Genomic DNA, 17,886 nt, shown 5'->3' with positions numbered 1-17,886 from the left:
TAAATAAAAATTTATGTTAAAGAAAAGATTATCAAGGGGCAAAGGTACGCATAATTATAACATTTATCAATATAATACGCAAGATGTTTTGTTAGGAATGTAGAAATAACCAACTTTACCGACTTGAAATTTTACTTGCTGGTTTGAAAGTTATACATACTATTGCGGCGTTAAAGTCGCTGCTCAGTCCAATTAAATTGGCGAAACAGAAAATAGCTTTAGTGCCAACAATGGGTGCTTTGCACAAAGGTCACGTCTCGCTGATTAAAGAGGCTCAACAGCATACCGACCTGGTTGTTTGTAGCATCTTCGTAAACCCCACTCAATTTACCGATCCTAAAGATCTGGAAAAATATCCCAGACCTCTTGAACACGACATCCAAATGCTGAAAGATGCCGGATGTAATATTGTATTTATGCCTCCAGTAAAGGAGATGTATCCTACACAAGAGGACTGGCACATTGATTTGGGACCCGCCGAGTTTGTTCTTGAAGGGGAGTTTCGTAAGGGTCATTATCAAGGTGTTACTCAAATTGTAAAAAAACTTTTTGATGCTGTAAGTCCGGATATTGCTTTGTTTGGCGAAAAAGATTTCCAGCAAGTGCTGATGATTCGCCATATGGTAGATCATTTTAAAATGTCGGTTGAGCTTATTTCCTGTCCTATAATTAGAGAGGACGACGGGCTTGCAATGAGCTCAAGAAATATTAACCTAACTGCTGAAGACAGACAGCATTCATTGGTATTAAGCGCTGCTTTATTCTATATAAGGGATAATTTTCAAAGGGAATCAATTGCTACACTACTAACGAACGCTAAAGCAATGTTCAATGCAGTTCCTGGGGTGGAGTTGGATTACTTTACTATCGCAAATGGCGAAACACTACAGCCTGCCAGCCAAAAAAGCCAGCCAAACCTGGTTGCATTAGTGGCGGCCAAAGTGGGGCAGACCCGTCTGATTGATAATATGCTACTTTTTTAATTAACTTTGAAGCATGATTATCGAGATATTAAAATCGAAAATACACCGCGTTAAAGTAACACAAGCGGAACTCAACTACGTGGGGAGCATCACCATCGATGAAGATTTGATGGATGCGGCAAAGATTATAGCTAACGAGAAGGTTCAAATTGTGAACAATAACAATGGCGAACGGTTTGAAACCTATGTTATCAAAGGCGAGAGAGGCACGGGAACAGTTTGCTTGAATGGCGCTACTGCACGCAAAGTACAGGTAGGTGATATCCTCATTATTATGTCTTACGGCTCGCTTCCAATCCAGGAAGCAAAGCTTTACCATCCAGTTTTGGTATTCCCGGATGACAACAATCATCTTCTAAAATAGCTGTAAAGCTCTTCCAAAAGAAATTACTATGCAACCATAGTAATTTGCCTCAGATTCTTTAGCTTTGAAATAACTTATTATTTAACCAATTTAAATATGCTATTTCAATTAACTGAAGAACAATTGATGATCCAGCAGGCTGCAAGAGATTTCGCGCAGAACGAACTTAAGCCGGGAGTTATAGAAAGAGACGAGCATCAGAAATTTCCTACCGAACAAGTTCAAAAACTTGGAGAACTTGGGTTTTTGGGAATGATGGTTTCCGAGAAATATCACGGTAGCGGTATGGATGCGATGTCTTACGTACTTGTTATGGAGGAATTATCAAAGATTGATGCATCAGCTTCAGTAGTCGTATCTGTAAACAATTCTTTGGTATGTTATGGGTTAGAAGCTTACGGCTCTGAAGCGCAAAAGGAGAAGTATTTAAAACCTTTGGCATCAGGAGCACAAATAGGTGCCTTTTGTTTGTCTGAACCTGAAGCAGGTTCAGATGCAACTTCACAACAAACTACAGCGGAAGATAAGGGCGATTACTACCTGTTAAACGGGACTAAAAACTGGATTACAAACGGCAGTACAGCTTCAACTTATCTCGTTATTGCACAAACCGACCGGGCCCTGAAACATAAAGGTATCAATGCATTCATTGTAGAAAAGGGTGCAACCGGCTTTACCATCGGACCTAAAGAAAATAAGCTGGGGATCAGAGGTTCAGATACGCATTCGCTTATGTTTAACGATGTCAGAGTTCCAAAGGAAAATAGAATTGGAGAGAATGGTTTCGGTTTTACCTTTGCCATGAAAACATTAGAAGGGGGTAGAATTGGTATCGCTGCGCAGGCACTTGGCATAGCTGCTGGAGCTTATGAAATGGCCCTTTCCTATTCTAAAGAGCGTAAATCTTTTGGTAAACCCATTTCAGAACATCAGGCAGTAGCCTTCAAGCTCGCAGATATGGCAACCAATATTGAGGCTGCCCGCCTGCTTGTTTACAAGGCTGCATGGCTTAAAGATCAAGGCTTGTCTTATACCCTTGCTGGCTCAATGGCCAAGCTTTATGCTTCTAAAGTAGCAATGGATGTCACTGTTGAAGCTGTTCAAATCCACGGTGGTTACGGCTTTGTAAAGGAATACCATGTAGAACGCCTGATGCGCGATGCGAAAATTACGCAGATTTATGAGGGCACTTCAGAAATTCAGAAACTCGTGATTTCTAGAGATATCCTCCGGTAACTAGTCCTTATTTGATCCAAGCACAAGTCCGAATATCGCTTTAATTATCGCAACTACAATAGCCAGAAAAGCGGAAGCCCAGAAGCCTGAAGTACTGAATCCACTCATAATGTTTGAAACCAGCATGATCATCAATACGGTGATCACGAAAGACATCAACCCTAACGTTAAAAAGTTAACAGGAAAAGTGAGCAATCTAAGAATAAAGCCAATCGTTGCGTTTGCAAGAGCGATTAGTAACGCGGCAATAATGGCATTTCCATAGCCGTCAACAACAACACCTGGCACTAGTCGGGCGCCAAGAAATACAGCTAATCCCATTAATAAAATTTCAATAATCAGTCTCATAATGTTAATTTAGTGGTATGCTCAAAAATATTAATAGATTATCGCTGGCGTTAATGACGACATCTTTTCTTGGATGTGCATCATCAAATAGCAAGCCACTTTCCATTGCATTTTCTAAAGATAGCAGTGCTGTTGTTATCAGTGATATAGATAGGCCCGGTCTGTTAAGATTGCGGCAGCTAAAACCTCAGGATTCTATTTTCAAAGAATTGATAGCGGTGTTGCAAACTCCTTCTGAAAATGACAGTACTATTCGGGAAGAACTTATACCCGGGGATTATGCCGTTTCAGATACAGCGATAACTTTTACACCTGATCAACCCTTTGCTAAAGGGCGGGAATATCTGGTGATCAGCCATATAAATACAAAGTTTGGCGATGCGAAGCAGATTGCAAAGGGGCAGCTTAGCCTCGGCGTTAAGCCGACTCAAAAATCATTAATAAGGTAGTTTTACAGTTATTCATGGGAGTAACTATCAAGTCTAGCCTTGACTGAGGATAAATAGGGGACTAAGAGCATGTTCGCTGGGTTTAAGGGGGGTTTCGCCCAACAAGCTACCTTGTAGTCCCCTAGTTGCTACCTCTGAGATAAGAAGCTGACCCGTCTGAAAGTTATCTATATACTTCCGGATTAAGACATTCAGGTAACTGTTCGCCCTTCAATCCCGCAAGGATATTTTTTACAGAAAGGGTTGCCATTGCAGTTCTCGTTTAAAGTGTGGCGGAAGCAATAGGTAGCTAGTGCTCACGTTGAATGCACCTAGTACACAGTTTCCAGATTCACTATTGATTTGTTATAGGTTACTAATCAGTTTAACCTTTAAACCCTAATGTAAGGTTGCGTTTTTAAATTATAAAATTTTTTCTTATATTTGCTGCATAATAGTGGGTTAGAGGGGGCAGATGTCCCCTCTTTTCTGTTATTTGCAAATTGGTTATGCAGATAGAAAAGAGAGTTATAGAGTTAATTGAAGAGAAGATCTCGGATAGGCCAGAACTGTTTTTGGTGGAAGTAAGAATGTTGCCAAATAACAAGCTTATTATTCATGTTGATGGCGATGAAGGAATCAACATCCAGGATTGCGCTGCAATTAGCAGGCATGTTGGTTTCCATTTGGAAGAAGAGAATACGATTGACAAAGCTTACAATCTTGAAGTTTCATCACCAGGAGTTGGAGAGCCTTTAAAATTGAAAAGACAGTACGATAAAAACATTGGTCGTGAGGTTGGTATCAAGCTATCAAACGGAGAAGCAAAAGAAGGAAAATTACTTTCAGTTACTGATCAGGGAATTCTGATTGAAGCTAAGGTAAAAGAGAAAGGCAAAAAAGTTCAATTGGTAGAAACCAACATAGACTTTAGTGATATAACAGAAACAAAGGTTTTAATTTCATTTAAATAAAAATGAGCAATATTAATTTAATCGATTCATTTCAGGAGTTTAAGGACTTCAAGAACATCGACCGTCCGACGGTGATCAGTGTATTGGAAGAAGTTTTTCGTAGCATGCTGCGTAAGAAATATGGCACCGATGAGAATTGTGACGTAATTGTAAATCCAGATAACGGGGATTTAGAAATCTGGCGTACAAGAAAAGTTATGGAGGATGGATTTTCTGAGGATGATGATCTGGAGATTGAACTTAAAGAAGTAAAACAATTGGACGCAGATATGGAAGTTGGTGACGACTACATTGAGCAGATCACATTGGAGAGCTTTGGTAGGAGAGCTATTTTAGCTGCCCGCCAAACCTTGGTTTCTAAAGTTTTAGAGCTCGAAAAAGATGAGATCTTTAAGAAATATAAAGACAGGGTTGGTGAAATTGTAACTGGTGAAGTTTACCAGGTTTGGAAAAAGGAAACACTTGTTCTTGATGATGAAGGTAACGAGTTGATGATGCCTAAAAATGAGCAGATTCCGGCGGATTACTTCAAAAAGGGAGATACCGTTCGTGCGGTAATTCTTAAGGTGGATATGGTGAACAGTACGCCTAAAATTATTATCTCTAGAATAGCTCCAGAATTTTTACAACGCTTGTTTGAAATTGAGGTTCCAGAGATTTTTGATGGTTTAATCACTATCAAAAAGATTGTTCGCGAACCTGGTGAAAGAGCAAAGGTTGCTGTTGAATCTTACGATGACAGGATTGATCCGGTAGGTGCTTGTGTTGGTATGAAAGGCTCGCGTATTCATGGTATTGTAAGAGAACTTAAAAACGAAAACATTGATGTGATCAATTTCACAAATAATGTTTCCTTATATATTACTAGAGCCCTGAGCCCTGCAAAAATCACTTCTATTAAATTAGATGACGAAACAAAACATGCTGCGGTTTATTTGAAGCCAGATCAGGTTTCATTGGCTATTGGCCGCGGTGGACATAACATTAAACTGGCAGGCAAATTGACAGGTTATGAAATCGATGTTTATCGTGAGGCTGGAGAAGAAGACGAAGATGTCGATATCGAAGAATTCTCAGATGAAATCGATAGCTGGATCATTGATGAGCTTAAAGCCATCGGATGTGATACTGCTAAAAGTGTGCTGGCACTATCTATAGATGAGCTGGTTAAACGTACCGATTTAGAAGAAGAAACAATAAAAGAGGTAATGAGTATTTTAAAATCAGAGTTTGAATAACGCAAAAACTGGCTGTTTAGACATGAAATAAACAAGAATAAACGTTACTTTTGTATAAGAATTAAAGAAAAATAGGATAATCAATGTCAGACGACAAACCAATAATTTTATTCAAAGCAGTTAAGGAACTTAACGTAGGTATTGCTACGGCTGTTGACTTTCTGGAAAAGAAAGGCTTTTCTGTAGAGAATAAACCCACTACCAAGCTCTCTCGCGACATGTATGATGCGCTTCTGAAGGAGTTTCAAGGTGATAAGATTGTAAAAGAGGAAGCTAATCAGATTGTTATTGGTAAAATACGTCGTGATGAACCAGAAGTGACTGAAAAAGTTGCTGAAGCACCTAGAAAAAATGTAGAATTCGAGAATGAAGGCATTTTAATTAAAAACCTAAATTCTTACAGCCCTCCTGCTGAGAAAGTTAGAGAGGAAGCGCCTGCAAAACCGGCAGCACCTGTAGCAACTCCTGTTGCAACTGTAGAAGCTGAAACACCGAAAGCTGATGACAGTGCTTTGCCAGGTGTAAAAATTGTTGGCAAGATTAATTTAGATGATCTAAATTCTAAATCTCGCACGGTTAATAAAGAAGAGATTGTGGAGCCACAACCTGCTAAGTTAGAAGTTAAGGCTCCAGAGCCACAAGTTGTCAAGGAGGAAAAGCCAGTTGAAACTTTAGTTGCTGAAGTAAAACCTGAGCCGATTGTAGAAGCTAAGGTTGAAGAAGAACCTAAAGTTGAGGAGAAGCCACTTGCTGCCCCGGTAGTTAAGGCTACACCACCAGCTCCTGTTGCTACTGTAGTTCTTGCAACTCCCGTTGCTCCCCCTATTGTAGAGACACCAAAAGCCGATGACAATGAGGTTATTAAAGCAAGATCTGTAAAACTTTCGGGTCCAAATATCATTGGTAAAATTACTTTGCCAGTAACGCCTGATCGTAAATCATCACCTGTTGCTTCTTCAGGCGAAAGTGCTGAAGCAAAAAGAAAGCGTAAGCGTAAGAAAACACCTGGAGGTCCAGCTAACGGCCCGACAACAGGCGCAACGCCACAAGTTCATACGCCAGGACAAGCTACACCTGCAAGGCCTGCTCCAACCTTTGTAAACAGACCTGATTTCAGGAACAATACTAATAATACGGCCAACAGGCCAAACTTCAGAAATAGTAAACCAGGATCACCAGGCGGCGGTCCGAAGGAAGAACCAACTGAAAAAGAAATACAAGATCAGATCAAAGCTACACTTGCACGTTTAAGTGGAGCCGGTAAGTCTGGTAAGTTTGCTCAACGTGCAAAACTTCGTCGTGGTAAACGTGATGATGTTGCGTTATCTGCTGAGGAGGCTGCAATGGAGCAAGAGCTTCAGTCTAAAGTACTAAAGGTAACGGAGTTTGTTACGGCAAATGAGTTGGCTTCGATGATGGATGTGCCAGTTACAAAGATCATAGGTACTTGTATGAGTCTTGGTATGTTTGTTTCCATCAATCAACGTTTGGATGCGGAGACTTTAACTATCGTTGCTGATGAGTTTGGTTACGAAATACAATTCGTGAAACCTGATGATGAAAGTGATAGTATCATAGAAGAAGAGGATTTAGCGGAAACTTTAGAAGATAGGGCACCTGTTGTAACGATCATGGGTCACGTCGATCATGGTAAGACATCTCTACTGGATTACATCCGTAAGGCGAATGTTGTTGCTGGTGAGGCTGGTGGAATTACTCAGCACATTGGTGCATATATGGTGACTACGCCGACTGGTAAAAAAGTAACTTTCTTAGATACTCCGGGTCACGAGGCCTTTACTGCAATGCGTGCACGTGGTGCAAAGGTTGCAGATATCGCGATCATTGTTATTGCTGCGGATGATGCAGTGATGCCACAAACAAAAGAGGCGATCAGTCATGCGCAAGCTGCTGGTGTTCCTTTAGTATTTGCATTTACTAAAATTGATAAACCGGGTGCAAACTCAGAGAAAATACGTGAACAGCTTTCTGTCATGAACATCCTTGTTGAGGATTGGGGAGGTAACTTCCAGTCGCAAGAGATATCTGGTAAAAGCGGTCTGAATGTAGAATTGCTTTTAGAAAAAGTTTTGTTAGAAGCAGAGTTGCTTGATTTGAAAGCAAATCCTTCGAAACGTGCTACGGGTAGTGTTATTGAGGCTACACTAGATAAAGGACGTGGTATTGTGACTACAGTTCTGGTACAGGCAGGTACGTTAAAAGTTGGTGATCCTATTTTGGCTGGTAGTTATAGCGGACGTGTTAAAGCATTGTTTAACGAACGTGGTCAAAAGGTAGATCAAGCGGGACCTTCGGTTCCGGTTCAGGTGTTGGGTATGCAGGGTGCGCCTACTGCTGGCGACAGGTTCAACGCAATGGAGAATGAGGTTGAAGCGAGAGAGATTGCGAACAAACGTCTACAACTTATGCGTGAGCAGGGTCTTAGAACTCAGAAACACATTACTTTAGATGAGATAGGTCGTCGTTTAGCGATTGGTAACTTTAAAGAGCTTAACTTGATTGTTAAGGGTGATGTGGATGGGTCGATTGAAGCTCTATCAGATTCATTGTTGAAACTTTCAACTCCTGGAATACAGATCAATGTGATCAGTAAAGCAGTTGGACAGATCTCTGAATCTGATGTATTGCTGGCATCAGCTTCTGATGCGATCATTATCGGTTTCCAGGTTCGTCCTTCCCCAGGTGCGCGTAAGCTAGCTGAGGCAGAGCAAATAGATATTCGTTTATATTCGATCATCTACGATGCGATCAATGAGATCAAAGCGGCTATGGAAGGTATGTTGGCTCCAGAGTTTGAAGAGAAGATCACAGCTAACGTTGAGATTAGAGATACGTTCAAAATCACTAAAGTTGGTACAATTGCAGGTTGTATGGTATTAGATGGAACAATTACCCGTAACAGTAAGATCCGTATAGTAAGAGATGGGGTAGTAGTTTATACAGGTGAGCTGGCTTCATTGAAACGTTATAAGGATGATGTTAAAGAAGTTTCGAGAGGTTACGAGTGCGGATTGAACATCCACAACTTTAACAACATTGAAGTTGGAGATATCGTTGAAGCTTATGAACAAGTAGAAGTAAAACGTAAGTTGTAAAAGAATTATATCTAAAATATATCGGCAATCAGACTTAGTTTGATTGCCGATTTTGTTTATAAATTAATGGATAAAACGGATTGGAGCTTAAGAAGTGAGAAATATTCGTTATTCTGCCGAAGCACGTTTAAAGAAACCTATTATTGAAATCCTGAATATCGCTTTTACCAAATTTTTATAATAGCAGGTTTTTCCTGAAAGTGGGTTTCTGTATAAAGCCTGAATTTGTGATAGAAGGTTTGAGTCAATATTTTTATATTCAATCCAATAGGTTCTGTAATGATGCTTAAACCCGAAGTTATAGGCCTTGGAATCAATTAGATTCTGATTTGAAATAGCATTGAGTACGGACATTAATTCTAATAAGTATAATCCCGTTCCATAGGCGTGTGTACTTAAATCCTTGTCATGCTTTCTGAAATAATTTAAAGTTTTTCCACAAATATGGACGTTTCCAAGCTTGGCTAATTCCACCCAAAAGAGCCAATCACCGCAAAAGCGGTAGTTTAAAAAATTGCGTGATATCTTATTATATATCTCTTTTTTCCATAAAACCATACTTGCATTGTAAACTGCATTGTTTCTCAGCATATACTTTTTAATGAATTCAGTACCATCCATACCTTCATTTAGAAAAGGATGATGAGAGGTCCAACTGATTACATTAGCATCAAGAATACAATGAGACTGGCAATAACTAAAGGTACAATTCGGATCTTTATGGAAACTAGTAATTAGCTCTTCCAATAATGTGGGTTCACACCAATCGTCACTTTCGGCAATCCAGATAAGGTCACCTTTTGCGGCATTTATACCCTTTTCCCATTGCTTAAATGTACTGCCACTATTTACTTCATTTAAGATGATTTTGCTGACTCTAGGATGATTGCGATACGATTCTATTACAGTTGTACTGTCATCGGTAGACTCATCATCTAATATAATTAACTCAAAATCCTGATAAGATTGCACGAGAACAGATTCTATTCTTTGTTGCAAGTATTTCGAGTGATTGTAATTAGGGATTATGACAGAGACCTTTGGCATTTTAATTATAGGATGTTATCTTCGAAGCAAATTCAAATATACGATGTCTTTAAATAACGAAGTTGACTATTCGATTATTATCTGCACATACAATCCGGATCAGGTGGTATTTCAGCGCTGTTTGAATGCTGTGAAGGCCTTGGACCTAGATGATTTCAGGACAGAAGTCATTTTGGTAGATAATAACAGTAAAACACGAATTTCCGAAAGCGGATACATTCAATCTTTTATTGAAAACGTTTCTAATTCAAAGATAATTACTGTCACAAAACAAGGACTTAATCATGCTAGAATGGCCGGTATACTTGAGTCAAAGGGTAAAGAAATTATTTTTTTTGATGATGACAATGAGCCAGAAGCCGACTATTTAAGGGCTTTAAATTTTCTGCACATTAGCTATCCTCATGTTGGTGCCTGGGGGCCAGGAAATATAGATATAGATTTCTTATCTGCAGTTGAACCACATTTGTTAAACGAATCAAAGCAGGCGTTTCAAGATCGACATGAGAGTAACATCACGTATTCTAACCAGCGTTCGTGGCAATCATGCTATCCTTTTGGTACTGGACTATCTATCCGCAAAGACTATTGCCTGGAATATATTGAAGGGGTTAAGGCTGGTATTTTTACACTCTCAGATCGGAAAGGCAACGAACTTAGTAGCGGTGGGGATACGCAAATGGTATTTTTTCTGATTAGCAAGGGGGCGTCGGCGGGGGTCGCTCCGAGTTTGTCCATAACGCACATTGTTCCGGCAAAGCGAACTAAGTTCGAATACTTAAAAAGATTAACCTATGGTACCAGCGTTTGTTACAGCACCTGTTTATCAGAGGTTTTTCCAGAGGAACTGGAGCGCATTGAGTCTCACCTCGTTCGTCCAGAGAAATTTAATGTTAAAATATTAAAGAAAATGTTTCTTCTATTATTCAATGGTAAAGTAGAGAAAACTTTGGCAGTTGTATCCTACATTGGTGCTGTCAATGGAGATTACCTTGCACTTAAAAGACCTGTACCTTCCTTAGCTAGCTGGGCATTAAAAAAATTAAAAGCTAAATAAAGCTATTTGCCTTTTATCCAGCGTTTGAATCTTCTCCGTATTGAGTAATGTTTTTTGCTGCGCTCTTCTAGTTTAAATTCTTTTGCAAAAATATTGTAGTCAATCTGTTTCTCGGGTAGTATGTATTTTGGATGAATGAGTTGCCCGAGTTCCGATGTTTTAAGGTTGGCGAACTGATTGTTTGGATCGGGAGTATGGGTGGCATCTGGTCTGAATCCTATGTTGCTCACTAAATTCCTGTTGGGGCTTATTGAAAGACCATGGTTAAAATAATTCAGGAACGCAAGTTGATAGTCCCAGGTATCAATCTGCTTTTGTTTTAAAGCCTTGAAAATTTCGAGCCACTGTTGAGCTAAGAATTGGTCATCAAATATTTTATTGATGCGGCTTTCTACCTCTGGAAGGGTATATCTGGTAAGTTCGCTATCATAATCCTTCCAAACCCTGCGCCAACTTGCCCAACCCCAGATAATGGTGCTTTCGTGAAAATAATAGCTGGCTTCTGCCCATTGTTGTTGAGATTGAAGATTAGTACCGGAGATGTGCCTTACTCTGGTGTCATACCTATATCTCTTCAGCATTTCATCACAGAAATGGAAAAAACTTGTGGACGGAAGGCAGTCGTCTTCTAAAATTATACCTTCCTCTTCCTGCTCAAAAAACCAGGTAATTGCAGAAGACACAGCAAGGCGGCATCCTTGGTTCTCGGTTCTAAAAAGAGTTTTAACTTCACATTCCCAGTCGATTTGATTGATAATTTTTCTTGCCTGCTTACATCTTAACTCTTCATCAGGTAGGTTAGCTCTTGCGCCATCTGCCGCCAGGTATAATATGGAGGGTTTTACCTCTCTGATCTTATTAAAAACCTGTGCAGTAGTATCCGGTCGGTTGAATATTAAAAACAGCACCGGAGACTTTACAGTATAGTTGTCCATAAACTATTTTTTTGAGATAAACTTTTGCATATGAGGTTTCCAGAAATCCAATTCCTTCTCCCAGGCATGGCATCCGAAAGGAAGTTGATGTTGATTTAACTTGTAAGCTCTTTCTGGAAGTGTTTCAAAAGCAAACTTCAACGCGGTTCTATATTTTGGGATATGTAAATTCTTTTTTGTTCGGTTAATTGCAATCGACCAGAAGATATCTTCATTGAATTCGAGCTTTTGCTTATCTAGGTATTGGGCTGCTAGGTCTGAGAATTTGATACTCAGGTCATGGAATCTCTGGACTCTCCTGAGAGAGAAACCGCCATTGCCAACTTTATTATAGAATTGCTTTTTTTTGGGTACGCCGTTGATTTGCCAATTAAATGTTCCAAACAAGAAGCTTTTGAAAGTATAAATCAAATGCAAGAAAGAGTTGTTTTCTGAGTAGAGCCAGGGCGCGCCGATGTAATCATAGTTTTGGCTACACCAACGTAGTAATTGGTCGGAGAAGACAAATGCGTCCAATTGGTATATCAGAATATATTCGTAAGCCATGAATTTTTTATAAAATTCGCTGGAGAGCATTAATTCATTATAGCCATGGATATCTTTAAAGTATTTATTGTCAAAGGAGATAACTCGGCTAAAATCAACACAGTCAACAAACGAAAGGTCTAACGACTCAGGTTTCATTGCTATAATCGGATGATTTCCTAATATTCTAAATCCTTGATCGAGCGATATTTTTTCATTCGCCGTTAGGCTGTCTTTGTAAAATGGAATAACGATTGCTGCCTTATTCATTTATTGCCAGGTTTAAATCTTGACTTAAATAAGCGAAATATATATCTTGCCCAGATTTTAAAGCCAAAATTATAAAGGATAATTTTACTTTTATCATGTTCGAAAGGCTTATCTTTTGAAATCGCAGAGATACCGGTGTCATTATAATCTACTATGATATAGTTTTTGTATTCAAAAGTATAAACTGGATCTTTAAAAAGTCGCATGTTTAGGTGATAATCCGCAGCAATCTTGTATTTGATATTGTATTTGTATTTTTTAAATATGCTCGCCGGATAGATTATTGACTGATGGAAAATGCCAAGTTTTGCCTGATAATAAGGCCTTAGATGGCCCGATTGAGGTTTCCCTTTGTATAATACGTTGGCGTAATATATCACTTGCTTGTCGTTTAGTGCGGTCAACATCACTGAAAAATCTGGCAACATGCAATCGTCTGCACCTAAGAAGATTACATGTTCTGCTGAAATATAAGACAATGCTTTATTCATAGCGTCATAAATTCCATTGTCAGGTTCACTCTTCCAAAATGCGATCCTAGAATTATTTTCCTTTAGGATTGACGTCGTATCATCCGTGCTGGCTCCATCAATAACAATGATTTCAATGGAATTTGTCTCTTGATCATATATGCTATTCAAACATGTTTGAAGCGTGTTTTGGGCGTTAAAAGTAACAATGACAACAGAGGCTAGGTACTTTTTAACCATTTAGCACAGTTTTGTAAACCTCTAAATAAGATTTCGCACTATCTGACCAATTAAATTGCTCAGCATGCCTAATAATGGTATCTGCTGGTTGATGTTGAATATAGTCAGACATGCCCAGCGCAAATTGCTCCTGCATTTGTGTTGGCTTGAAATTGGTAAAGTAGTAAGCAGCTGACCCGCCAATCTCTGGCAGGGAGGTGGCGGTCGATAAGAATACAGGCTTGCCAAACTTCATTGCTTCAATGGGTGGAATGCCGAAGCCCTCGGCAATAGATGGGAATAGGAATGCTCTACAGTGTTGATAATACCAATATTTATCGGTTTCAGTAATTGCTCCTAATACATAAACTCTATCTTCTACCTCCAACCTTTTCGCCTCTTCCAAAATCTTATCAACATATTTTGGGTCAGGTTTTCCGGCAATAATTAGGTCATAATCATTGTTTTCTAACAATGGGATTAACACATGAAAGTTTTTCTTGGAATTGACTGTACCCAAAGCGAATAGGAACGGTTTATCTGGAATATAGTTTGGTTTGTGATCCAAAGTAAGAATTGGTTCTGCACAACCATTATAAATAACGGTAATTGGCTTATCACCCACCTTAAGATGCTGTAGAATTTCAGCTTTTGTGAAATGAGATATCGCGACAATGTGATCACATAAATCAATATTCTGTTGATGCTTGCGCAGATATTTATTAACCTTTGCAGCAGATTTTTCTTCGTGCAGGAAGTTTAAATCATGAATGGTTAACACCAGCTTTATTTTTTCACTTTTTGGAATATATCTGGAGAGCTGGTATGTGGTATGCCAGACGTCAATATTATTTACTTTGGGAAATATAAACTTTTGTAAACTATTCTGATTGATGAAACTATCGCCAGTTTCGAAGTATTGCTGAAGTGATGGATTCAGATAGAAAGAGATTTCATCATCAGATGCCTTTAGTCGCTTTAACGCATTTCCCAGTTGTAGACAATATTCAAATAGTCCGGTGTGGGCATATTTCATTCGTTCACAATCCAACGCGATCCTCATAGTTTTTATAAAATTATTAATCCATAAAGGATTGCATATCAATCAGCTTTCTGTAAAGCCCATTTTTTTGGAGTAGTTCAGAGTGTGTGCCGGACTCTGTAATTTGTCCCTTGTCAATGACCAGAATCTTATCAGCATGCTGGATAGTGCTCAGGCGGTGTGCAATAATTATAGACGTCCTGTTTTCCATTAATCTGTTTAAGGCATCTTGAACTAGTTTTTCTGATTCTGTGTCCAATGCAGAAGTTGCCTCATCTAACAACATTATCGGGGGGTTAGCCAATACCGCTCTTGCAATACATATTCTTTGTTTTTGACCTCCCGACAGTTTATTGCCTCTATCACCAATGTTAGTATCATAACCTTCCTCTGTATTTGTTATGAACTCATGGGCATTTGCTATTTTAGCAGCAGAGATAACTTCTTCATCAGTTGCTTCTGGTTTTGCGAAAGCAATGTTATTAAAAATGCTATCATTAAATAAGATAGATTCCTGGTTTACAGTTCCCATAAGCCTTCTTAAAGTATCTGCTGTAATGTCTCTTAGGTCGTGGTTATCGATCGAAATGACACCAGACTTTGGGTCATAAAATCTTGGAATTAGATCCATTAACGTACTTTTTCCTCCTCCGGACGGACCAACAAGGGCTATTTTTTCTCCTTTATGAATAGTGAGATTGATATTATTTAAAACTTTCTTATCTCCATAGTTGAAATGTACATCTTTAAATGTGAATGATTCTCTGAAATCATCCAACTCTAATGCGTTTTCCTTATCTTGAAACTCTTGCTTAGTATCAATTAAATCTAAGACCCTGACTCCTGCTGCTATACCTGAGTGAATTGTACTAAAGGATTCTGAGAGCGCTTTAATTGGTTGCATTACTTGTGAAAAAGTAGCCAGATAGACTAAAAATTTAGCTGGTTCCAGGCTTCCCGGTTCGTTACTTAGAATCATAGTGCCACCGTACAAAACTATAAATACGACAACTAGTACTCCCAAACTTTGTGATACCGGAGAAGCTAGTTGCTGGCGACGAGCCATCTTCTTTCCTAAGTTTGAATAGAAAACGTTTTCCTCATGAAACTTGTCTTTGATTCTTTGAGTTGCGTTGAATGCTTTAATAATTCTAACTCCACCCAGAGCTTCATCTAAAAATCCAATCATTTTAGCGAAACTCTCATGTGATTCCTTAGCTTGTTCTTTTAGTCGTTTTACAATCTTGCTAATGATAAAGCCGGAAACTGGGATAACCAGGAGTGCGAAAAGCGTTAGTTTGACTGAAATGGAAAGTAATACTGCTATCCAAAATATAAGCTGTAATGGCTCTTTGAAAACAACTTGTAAAGTGCTGGTAACAGTACCCTGTACAACTTGGACGTCAGAAGCAACTTTAGAAATAATGTCACCCTTTTTTTCATTGCTAAAGTAGCCTATATGAAGGTTCATGACGTTATCGAAAACAGCTTTTCGAAGCTTTAGGAGCGTATGAACTCTCAAATCTTCCATAAAGCGTTGAGATAGGTAACGGAAGAGATTGGAGAGAAATACCGTTATCAAAATGAATCCGCATACCAATTGAAGTGTGTACACGGCTCCATTAGACGTAATTGATTGCTTTATAAAATTGCTAAACCTGGCGATAACATCAAATGTCGATGCTTTTTCCATTGTTGTTGGCGTTGCACTGACTTCTCTACCAACGGAAAAAATGGTTTCCAGTAATGGGCCCAACAGCGTGAACAGGAAGGTGTTGAAGAAGATAGCAAGAATTGTTACCAGTACATATGGAATCGCGTACTTTTCTATTGGTTTTGCAAACGATAGTAATCGGAAATAGATCTTCATTAAAGACTTTAAAATTTGTCAAAGGTACAGAATTAGACGCACCTATAAAAAAGTGATCTTAACCAAGTTTCAAGAATCTTGGTTAAGATCTAACTTATAATCTTATAGTTTTTATACTCTCCGATCCGCCAGCCAATTAATTGCTCAATACGATGTAAAAATAAGCGGCGTGGAGATAGTGCTATTTTATTACGATTATGTTTAAATACCCAGTCTTGTGCGGTTATGGTTTCCAACATAGTTTTGGGATGGCTGTCTGTAAATTGAGTTAAAATATCAGCTACAGTTTCGAAGTCAAAAGTGTGATAGCCTTTGAACTGCTCTTCATTTTTTTCTTTTGATTGGTAGTAACTGCTAAAACTTTTAACCTTACCTACCAAACTTTCTGGGTTTCTGCAATATGAGTAGTGAAATATTTTTGCTTTAAGAAGCTTTACATTTAGTTTTCTGCTGTTTTGTTTTGTTTCATAATCAGCCGGCGTTGGATAAATACGAAAACCCTGTGAGTCTTTATAAGAATATACGTTAGGAACATTTCTGACGATTCTAACTTCTCTCCTGTGCCATTTCCTGGTAGTTCCAATATGTTTATAGTCACCAATGAAGTGATTAAAATTGAAAACAAACCCTTCAACACGCTTGTCATCTAAATTGTTAACCATCGCGTCATAAATTTCAGGAAGATCATCTTCGTGGAAAACTTCGTCAGATTGTACATGAAATACCCAATCTCCGGTAGCTGCTTTCAGACCAATGTTTGCCTGCTGAGCAAATACTTGTCCTCCAGTAATAAGTTCATCGTTCCACACCGTATCAATTATTTTAATTTTATGAGAATCAATTGTTTCAATTGCTGCTCTGGTTTGATCGTCCGATTTTCCTATTACGGCAATGAATTCATCGCATATAGGTAGGATTGATTTTATAGATTCTATTACAGGATATCCATATATAAAGCTGTTACGCATGTAGCTGAATCCGCTTATTTTCATCTTTGGGGCTTTAGATTGTGTAGTGTTAAACTTTTGCAGAAATATACAGATAGGCTCCTATAGTTCATCAGGTTTTAGAACCGGTGTACTCAATTGTTTTGTTTTCCAATGATCACCTTTTCGATAAAGAAAGAATTTTCCCAGTTTATATTTGACTTTGAAATGCTTATTGTAGTCAGTTCCCAATAAGCGATAAGGAATCGATGGGTTAAGAGAGAGGGATGCATTTATTCCTTCCGTATAAACTGAAGGGCCTGTCATCTTATGGACATCATTAGGATATTTATTGGTGACTATGTTGTCCTTAATTATTTCCATTGTTTTTTTAAGAAATGGATGACTTGGTGCAAATATTAATGCCCATTGTGCAAAGAGATTCGGGTCTCCCTCCCTGGTGATTATTGCCACGTCGTCAGAATTGATAAAGTTCCGCAGAAGGCCACTGATGCCACTGTCAATATCTAAATAGATGCCACCCTTTTTATAAAGAACTGCATATCTAAAAAAATCGGCTTTAGCCGCCCCAATATTTAACCTTCTGTAAAGTTTCAGTGTTTCTTGATCGTACTCCTCTGCAATAAAATGTTCTATCCTTTCGTCATCATAAAATTCATATCGGTATTCCGGATTTCTTTTTAGGAACCGACCGATGTGCCATCTCGTAATAAATGGCAGATTTTTATCTTTAAATGTTTGGTGTATAATTTTTGGTATAGACATATATTAAAGAATTCAAAATCAAACATTATGAGGTTTAGCGTTAGAAAAAAAT

The 17,886-nt window shown here is 38.6% G+C and carries 17 protein-coding genes; 8 read left to right on the top strand and 9 right to left on the bottom strand.

Annotation, left to right across the window (positions count from 1 at the left end):
- Nucleotides 1-143: 143 nt before the first annotated feature.
- The 3 genes from panC to ACHFIZ_RS02140 all read left to right on the top strand — a co-directional run bounded on the left by panC (nt 144) and on the right by ACHFIZ_RS02140 (nt 2,583).
- Nucleotides 144-983, top strand: coding sequence for a pantoate--beta-alanine ligase (panC, locus tag ACHFIZ_RS02150; protein WP_410882404.1), 840 nt, complete (start codon nt 144-146; stop codon nt 981-983).
- Between the two features lie 13 nt (nt 984-996).
- Nucleotides 997-1,347, top strand: a complete 351-nt coding sequence (gene panD / locus ACHFIZ_RS02145; RefSeq protein WP_410882402.1) for an aspartate 1-decarboxylase — start codon at nt 997-999, stop codon at nt 1,345-1,347.
- Nucleotides 1,348-1,443: 96 nt separating this feature from the next.
- Entirely contained in the window at nt 1,444-2,583 is a 1,140-nt protein-coding gene (locus ACHFIZ_RS02140; protein WP_410882400.1) for an acyl-CoA dehydrogenase family protein, read from the top strand.
- On the opposite strand, the gene ACHFIZ_RS02135 is transcribed toward ACHFIZ_RS02140, so the two are convergent.
- Nucleotides 2,584-2,931 carry a phage holin family protein gene (locus ACHFIZ_RS02135; RefSeq protein ID WP_410882398.1) on the bottom strand — a complete coding sequence of 116 codons (348 nt, stop codon included), beginning with the start codon at nt 2,929-2,931 and terminating at the stop codon, nt 2,584-2,586.
- Between the two features lie 17 nt (nt 2,932-2,948).
- Between ACHFIZ_RS02135 and ACHFIZ_RS02130 the strand changes: the two genes are divergently transcribed.
- The 4 genes from ACHFIZ_RS02130 to infB all read left to right on the top strand — a co-directional run bounded on the left by ACHFIZ_RS02130 (nt 2,949) and on the right by infB (nt 8,687).
- Nucleotides 2,949-3,380, top strand: a complete 432-nt coding sequence (locus tag ACHFIZ_RS02130) for a hypothetical protein (protein ID WP_410882396.1) — start codon at nt 2,949-2,951, stop codon at nt 3,378-3,380.
- A gap of 488 nt (nt 3,381-3,868) precedes the next feature.
- Nucleotides 3,869-4,333, top strand: a complete 465-nt coding sequence (gene rimP, locus ACHFIZ_RS02125; protein ID WP_410882394.1) for a ribosome assembly cofactor RimP — start codon at nt 3,869-3,871, stop codon at nt 4,331-4,333.
- Nucleotides 4,334-4,335: 2 nt separating this feature from the next.
- The gene (nusA, locus tag ACHFIZ_RS02120; RefSeq protein ID WP_410882392.1) at nt 4,336-5,571 is read left to right on the top strand and encodes a transcription termination factor NusA; all 1,236 of its coding nucleotides are present in this window, start codon (nt 4,336-4,338) and stop codon (nt 5,569-5,571) included.
- A gap of 83 nt (nt 5,572-5,654) precedes the next feature.
- Nucleotides 5,655-8,687, top strand: a complete 3,033-nt coding sequence (gene infB / locus ACHFIZ_RS02115; protein ID WP_410882390.1) for a translation initiation factor IF-2 — start codon at nt 5,655-5,657, stop codon at nt 8,685-8,687.
- A gap of 108 nt (nt 8,688-8,795) precedes the next feature.
- On the opposite strand, the gene ACHFIZ_RS02110 is transcribed toward infB, so the two are convergent.
- The gene (locus ACHFIZ_RS02110; RefSeq protein ID WP_410882388.1) at nt 8,796-9,686 is read right to left on the bottom strand and encodes a glycosyltransferase family A protein; all 891 of its coding nucleotides are present in this window, start codon (nt 9,684-9,686) and stop codon (nt 8,796-8,798) included.
- A 28-nt stretch (nt 9,687-9,714) separates the two neighbouring features.
- Between ACHFIZ_RS02110 and ACHFIZ_RS02105 the strand changes: the two genes are divergently transcribed.
- The gene (locus ACHFIZ_RS02105) at nt 9,715-10,791 is read left to right on the top strand and encodes a glycosyltransferase (protein ID WP_410882386.1); all 1,077 of its coding nucleotides are present in this window, start codon (nt 9,715-9,717) and stop codon (nt 10,789-10,791) included.
- 2 nt (nt 10,792-10,793) lie between these two features.
- Here ACHFIZ_RS02105 and ACHFIZ_RS02100 read toward each other — a convergent pair whose 3' ends face one another.
- From ACHFIZ_RS02100 to ACHFIZ_RS02070, 7 genes are all read right to left on the bottom strand, one after another.
- Nucleotides 10,794-11,726: a nucleotide-diphospho-sugar transferase gene (locus tag ACHFIZ_RS02100; RefSeq protein WP_410882384.1), complete on the bottom strand. Its 933-nt coding sequence runs from the start codon at nt 11,724-11,726 to the stop codon at nt 10,794-10,796.
- A 3-nt stretch (nt 11,727-11,729) separates the two neighbouring features.
- The gene (locus ACHFIZ_RS02095) at nt 11,730-12,521 is read right to left on the bottom strand and encodes a DUF5672 family protein (protein WP_410882382.1); all 792 of its coding nucleotides are present in this window, start codon (nt 12,519-12,521) and stop codon (nt 11,730-11,732) included.
- Nucleotides 12,518-13,231 (bottom strand): glycosyltransferase, encoded by a 714-nt coding sequence (locus tag ACHFIZ_RS02090; protein ID WP_410882380.1) that lies wholly within the window; start codon nt 13,229-13,231, stop codon nt 12,518-12,520. The genes ACHFIZ_RS02095 and ACHFIZ_RS02090 overlap by 4 nt, the downstream gene beginning before the upstream one ends.
- A complete protein-coding gene (locus ACHFIZ_RS02085; RefSeq protein WP_410882378.1) occupies nt 13,224-14,273 on the bottom strand; it encodes a glycosyltransferase family 4 protein in 1,050 nt (349 codons plus the stop codon). The genes ACHFIZ_RS02090 and ACHFIZ_RS02085 overlap by 8 nt, the downstream gene beginning before the upstream one ends.
- 16 nt (nt 14,274-14,289) lie before the next feature.
- Nucleotides 14,290-16,122, bottom strand: coding sequence for an ABC transporter ATP-binding protein (locus ACHFIZ_RS02080; protein ID WP_410882376.1), 1,833 nt, complete (start codon nt 16,120-16,122; stop codon nt 14,290-14,292).
- 89 nt (nt 16,123-16,211) lie between these two features.
- Complete coding sequence (locus ACHFIZ_RS02075) at nt 16,212-17,114, bottom strand: glycosyltransferase (RefSeq protein ID WP_410882374.1); 903 nt, start codon at nt 17,112-17,114, stop codon at nt 16,212-16,214.
- A gap of 57 nt (nt 17,115-17,171) precedes the next feature.
- Nucleotides 17,172-17,834: a glycosyltransferase family 32 protein gene (locus ACHFIZ_RS02070; protein WP_410882372.1), complete on the bottom strand. Its 663-nt coding sequence runs from the start codon at nt 17,832-17,834 to the stop codon at nt 17,172-17,174.
- Nucleotides 17,835-17,886 lie beyond the last annotated feature (52 nt).

The sequence above is a fragment of the Pedobacter sp. JCM 36344 genome (assembly GCF_046546555.1).
In the GTDB taxonomy this organism is placed as follows: domain Bacteria; phylum Bacteroidota; class Bacteroidia; order Sphingobacteriales; family Sphingobacteriaceae; genus Pedobacter.
The sequence above is the reverse complement of the archived record's forward strand: the minus strand, read 5'-3'. Positions and strand labels throughout refer to the sequence as shown.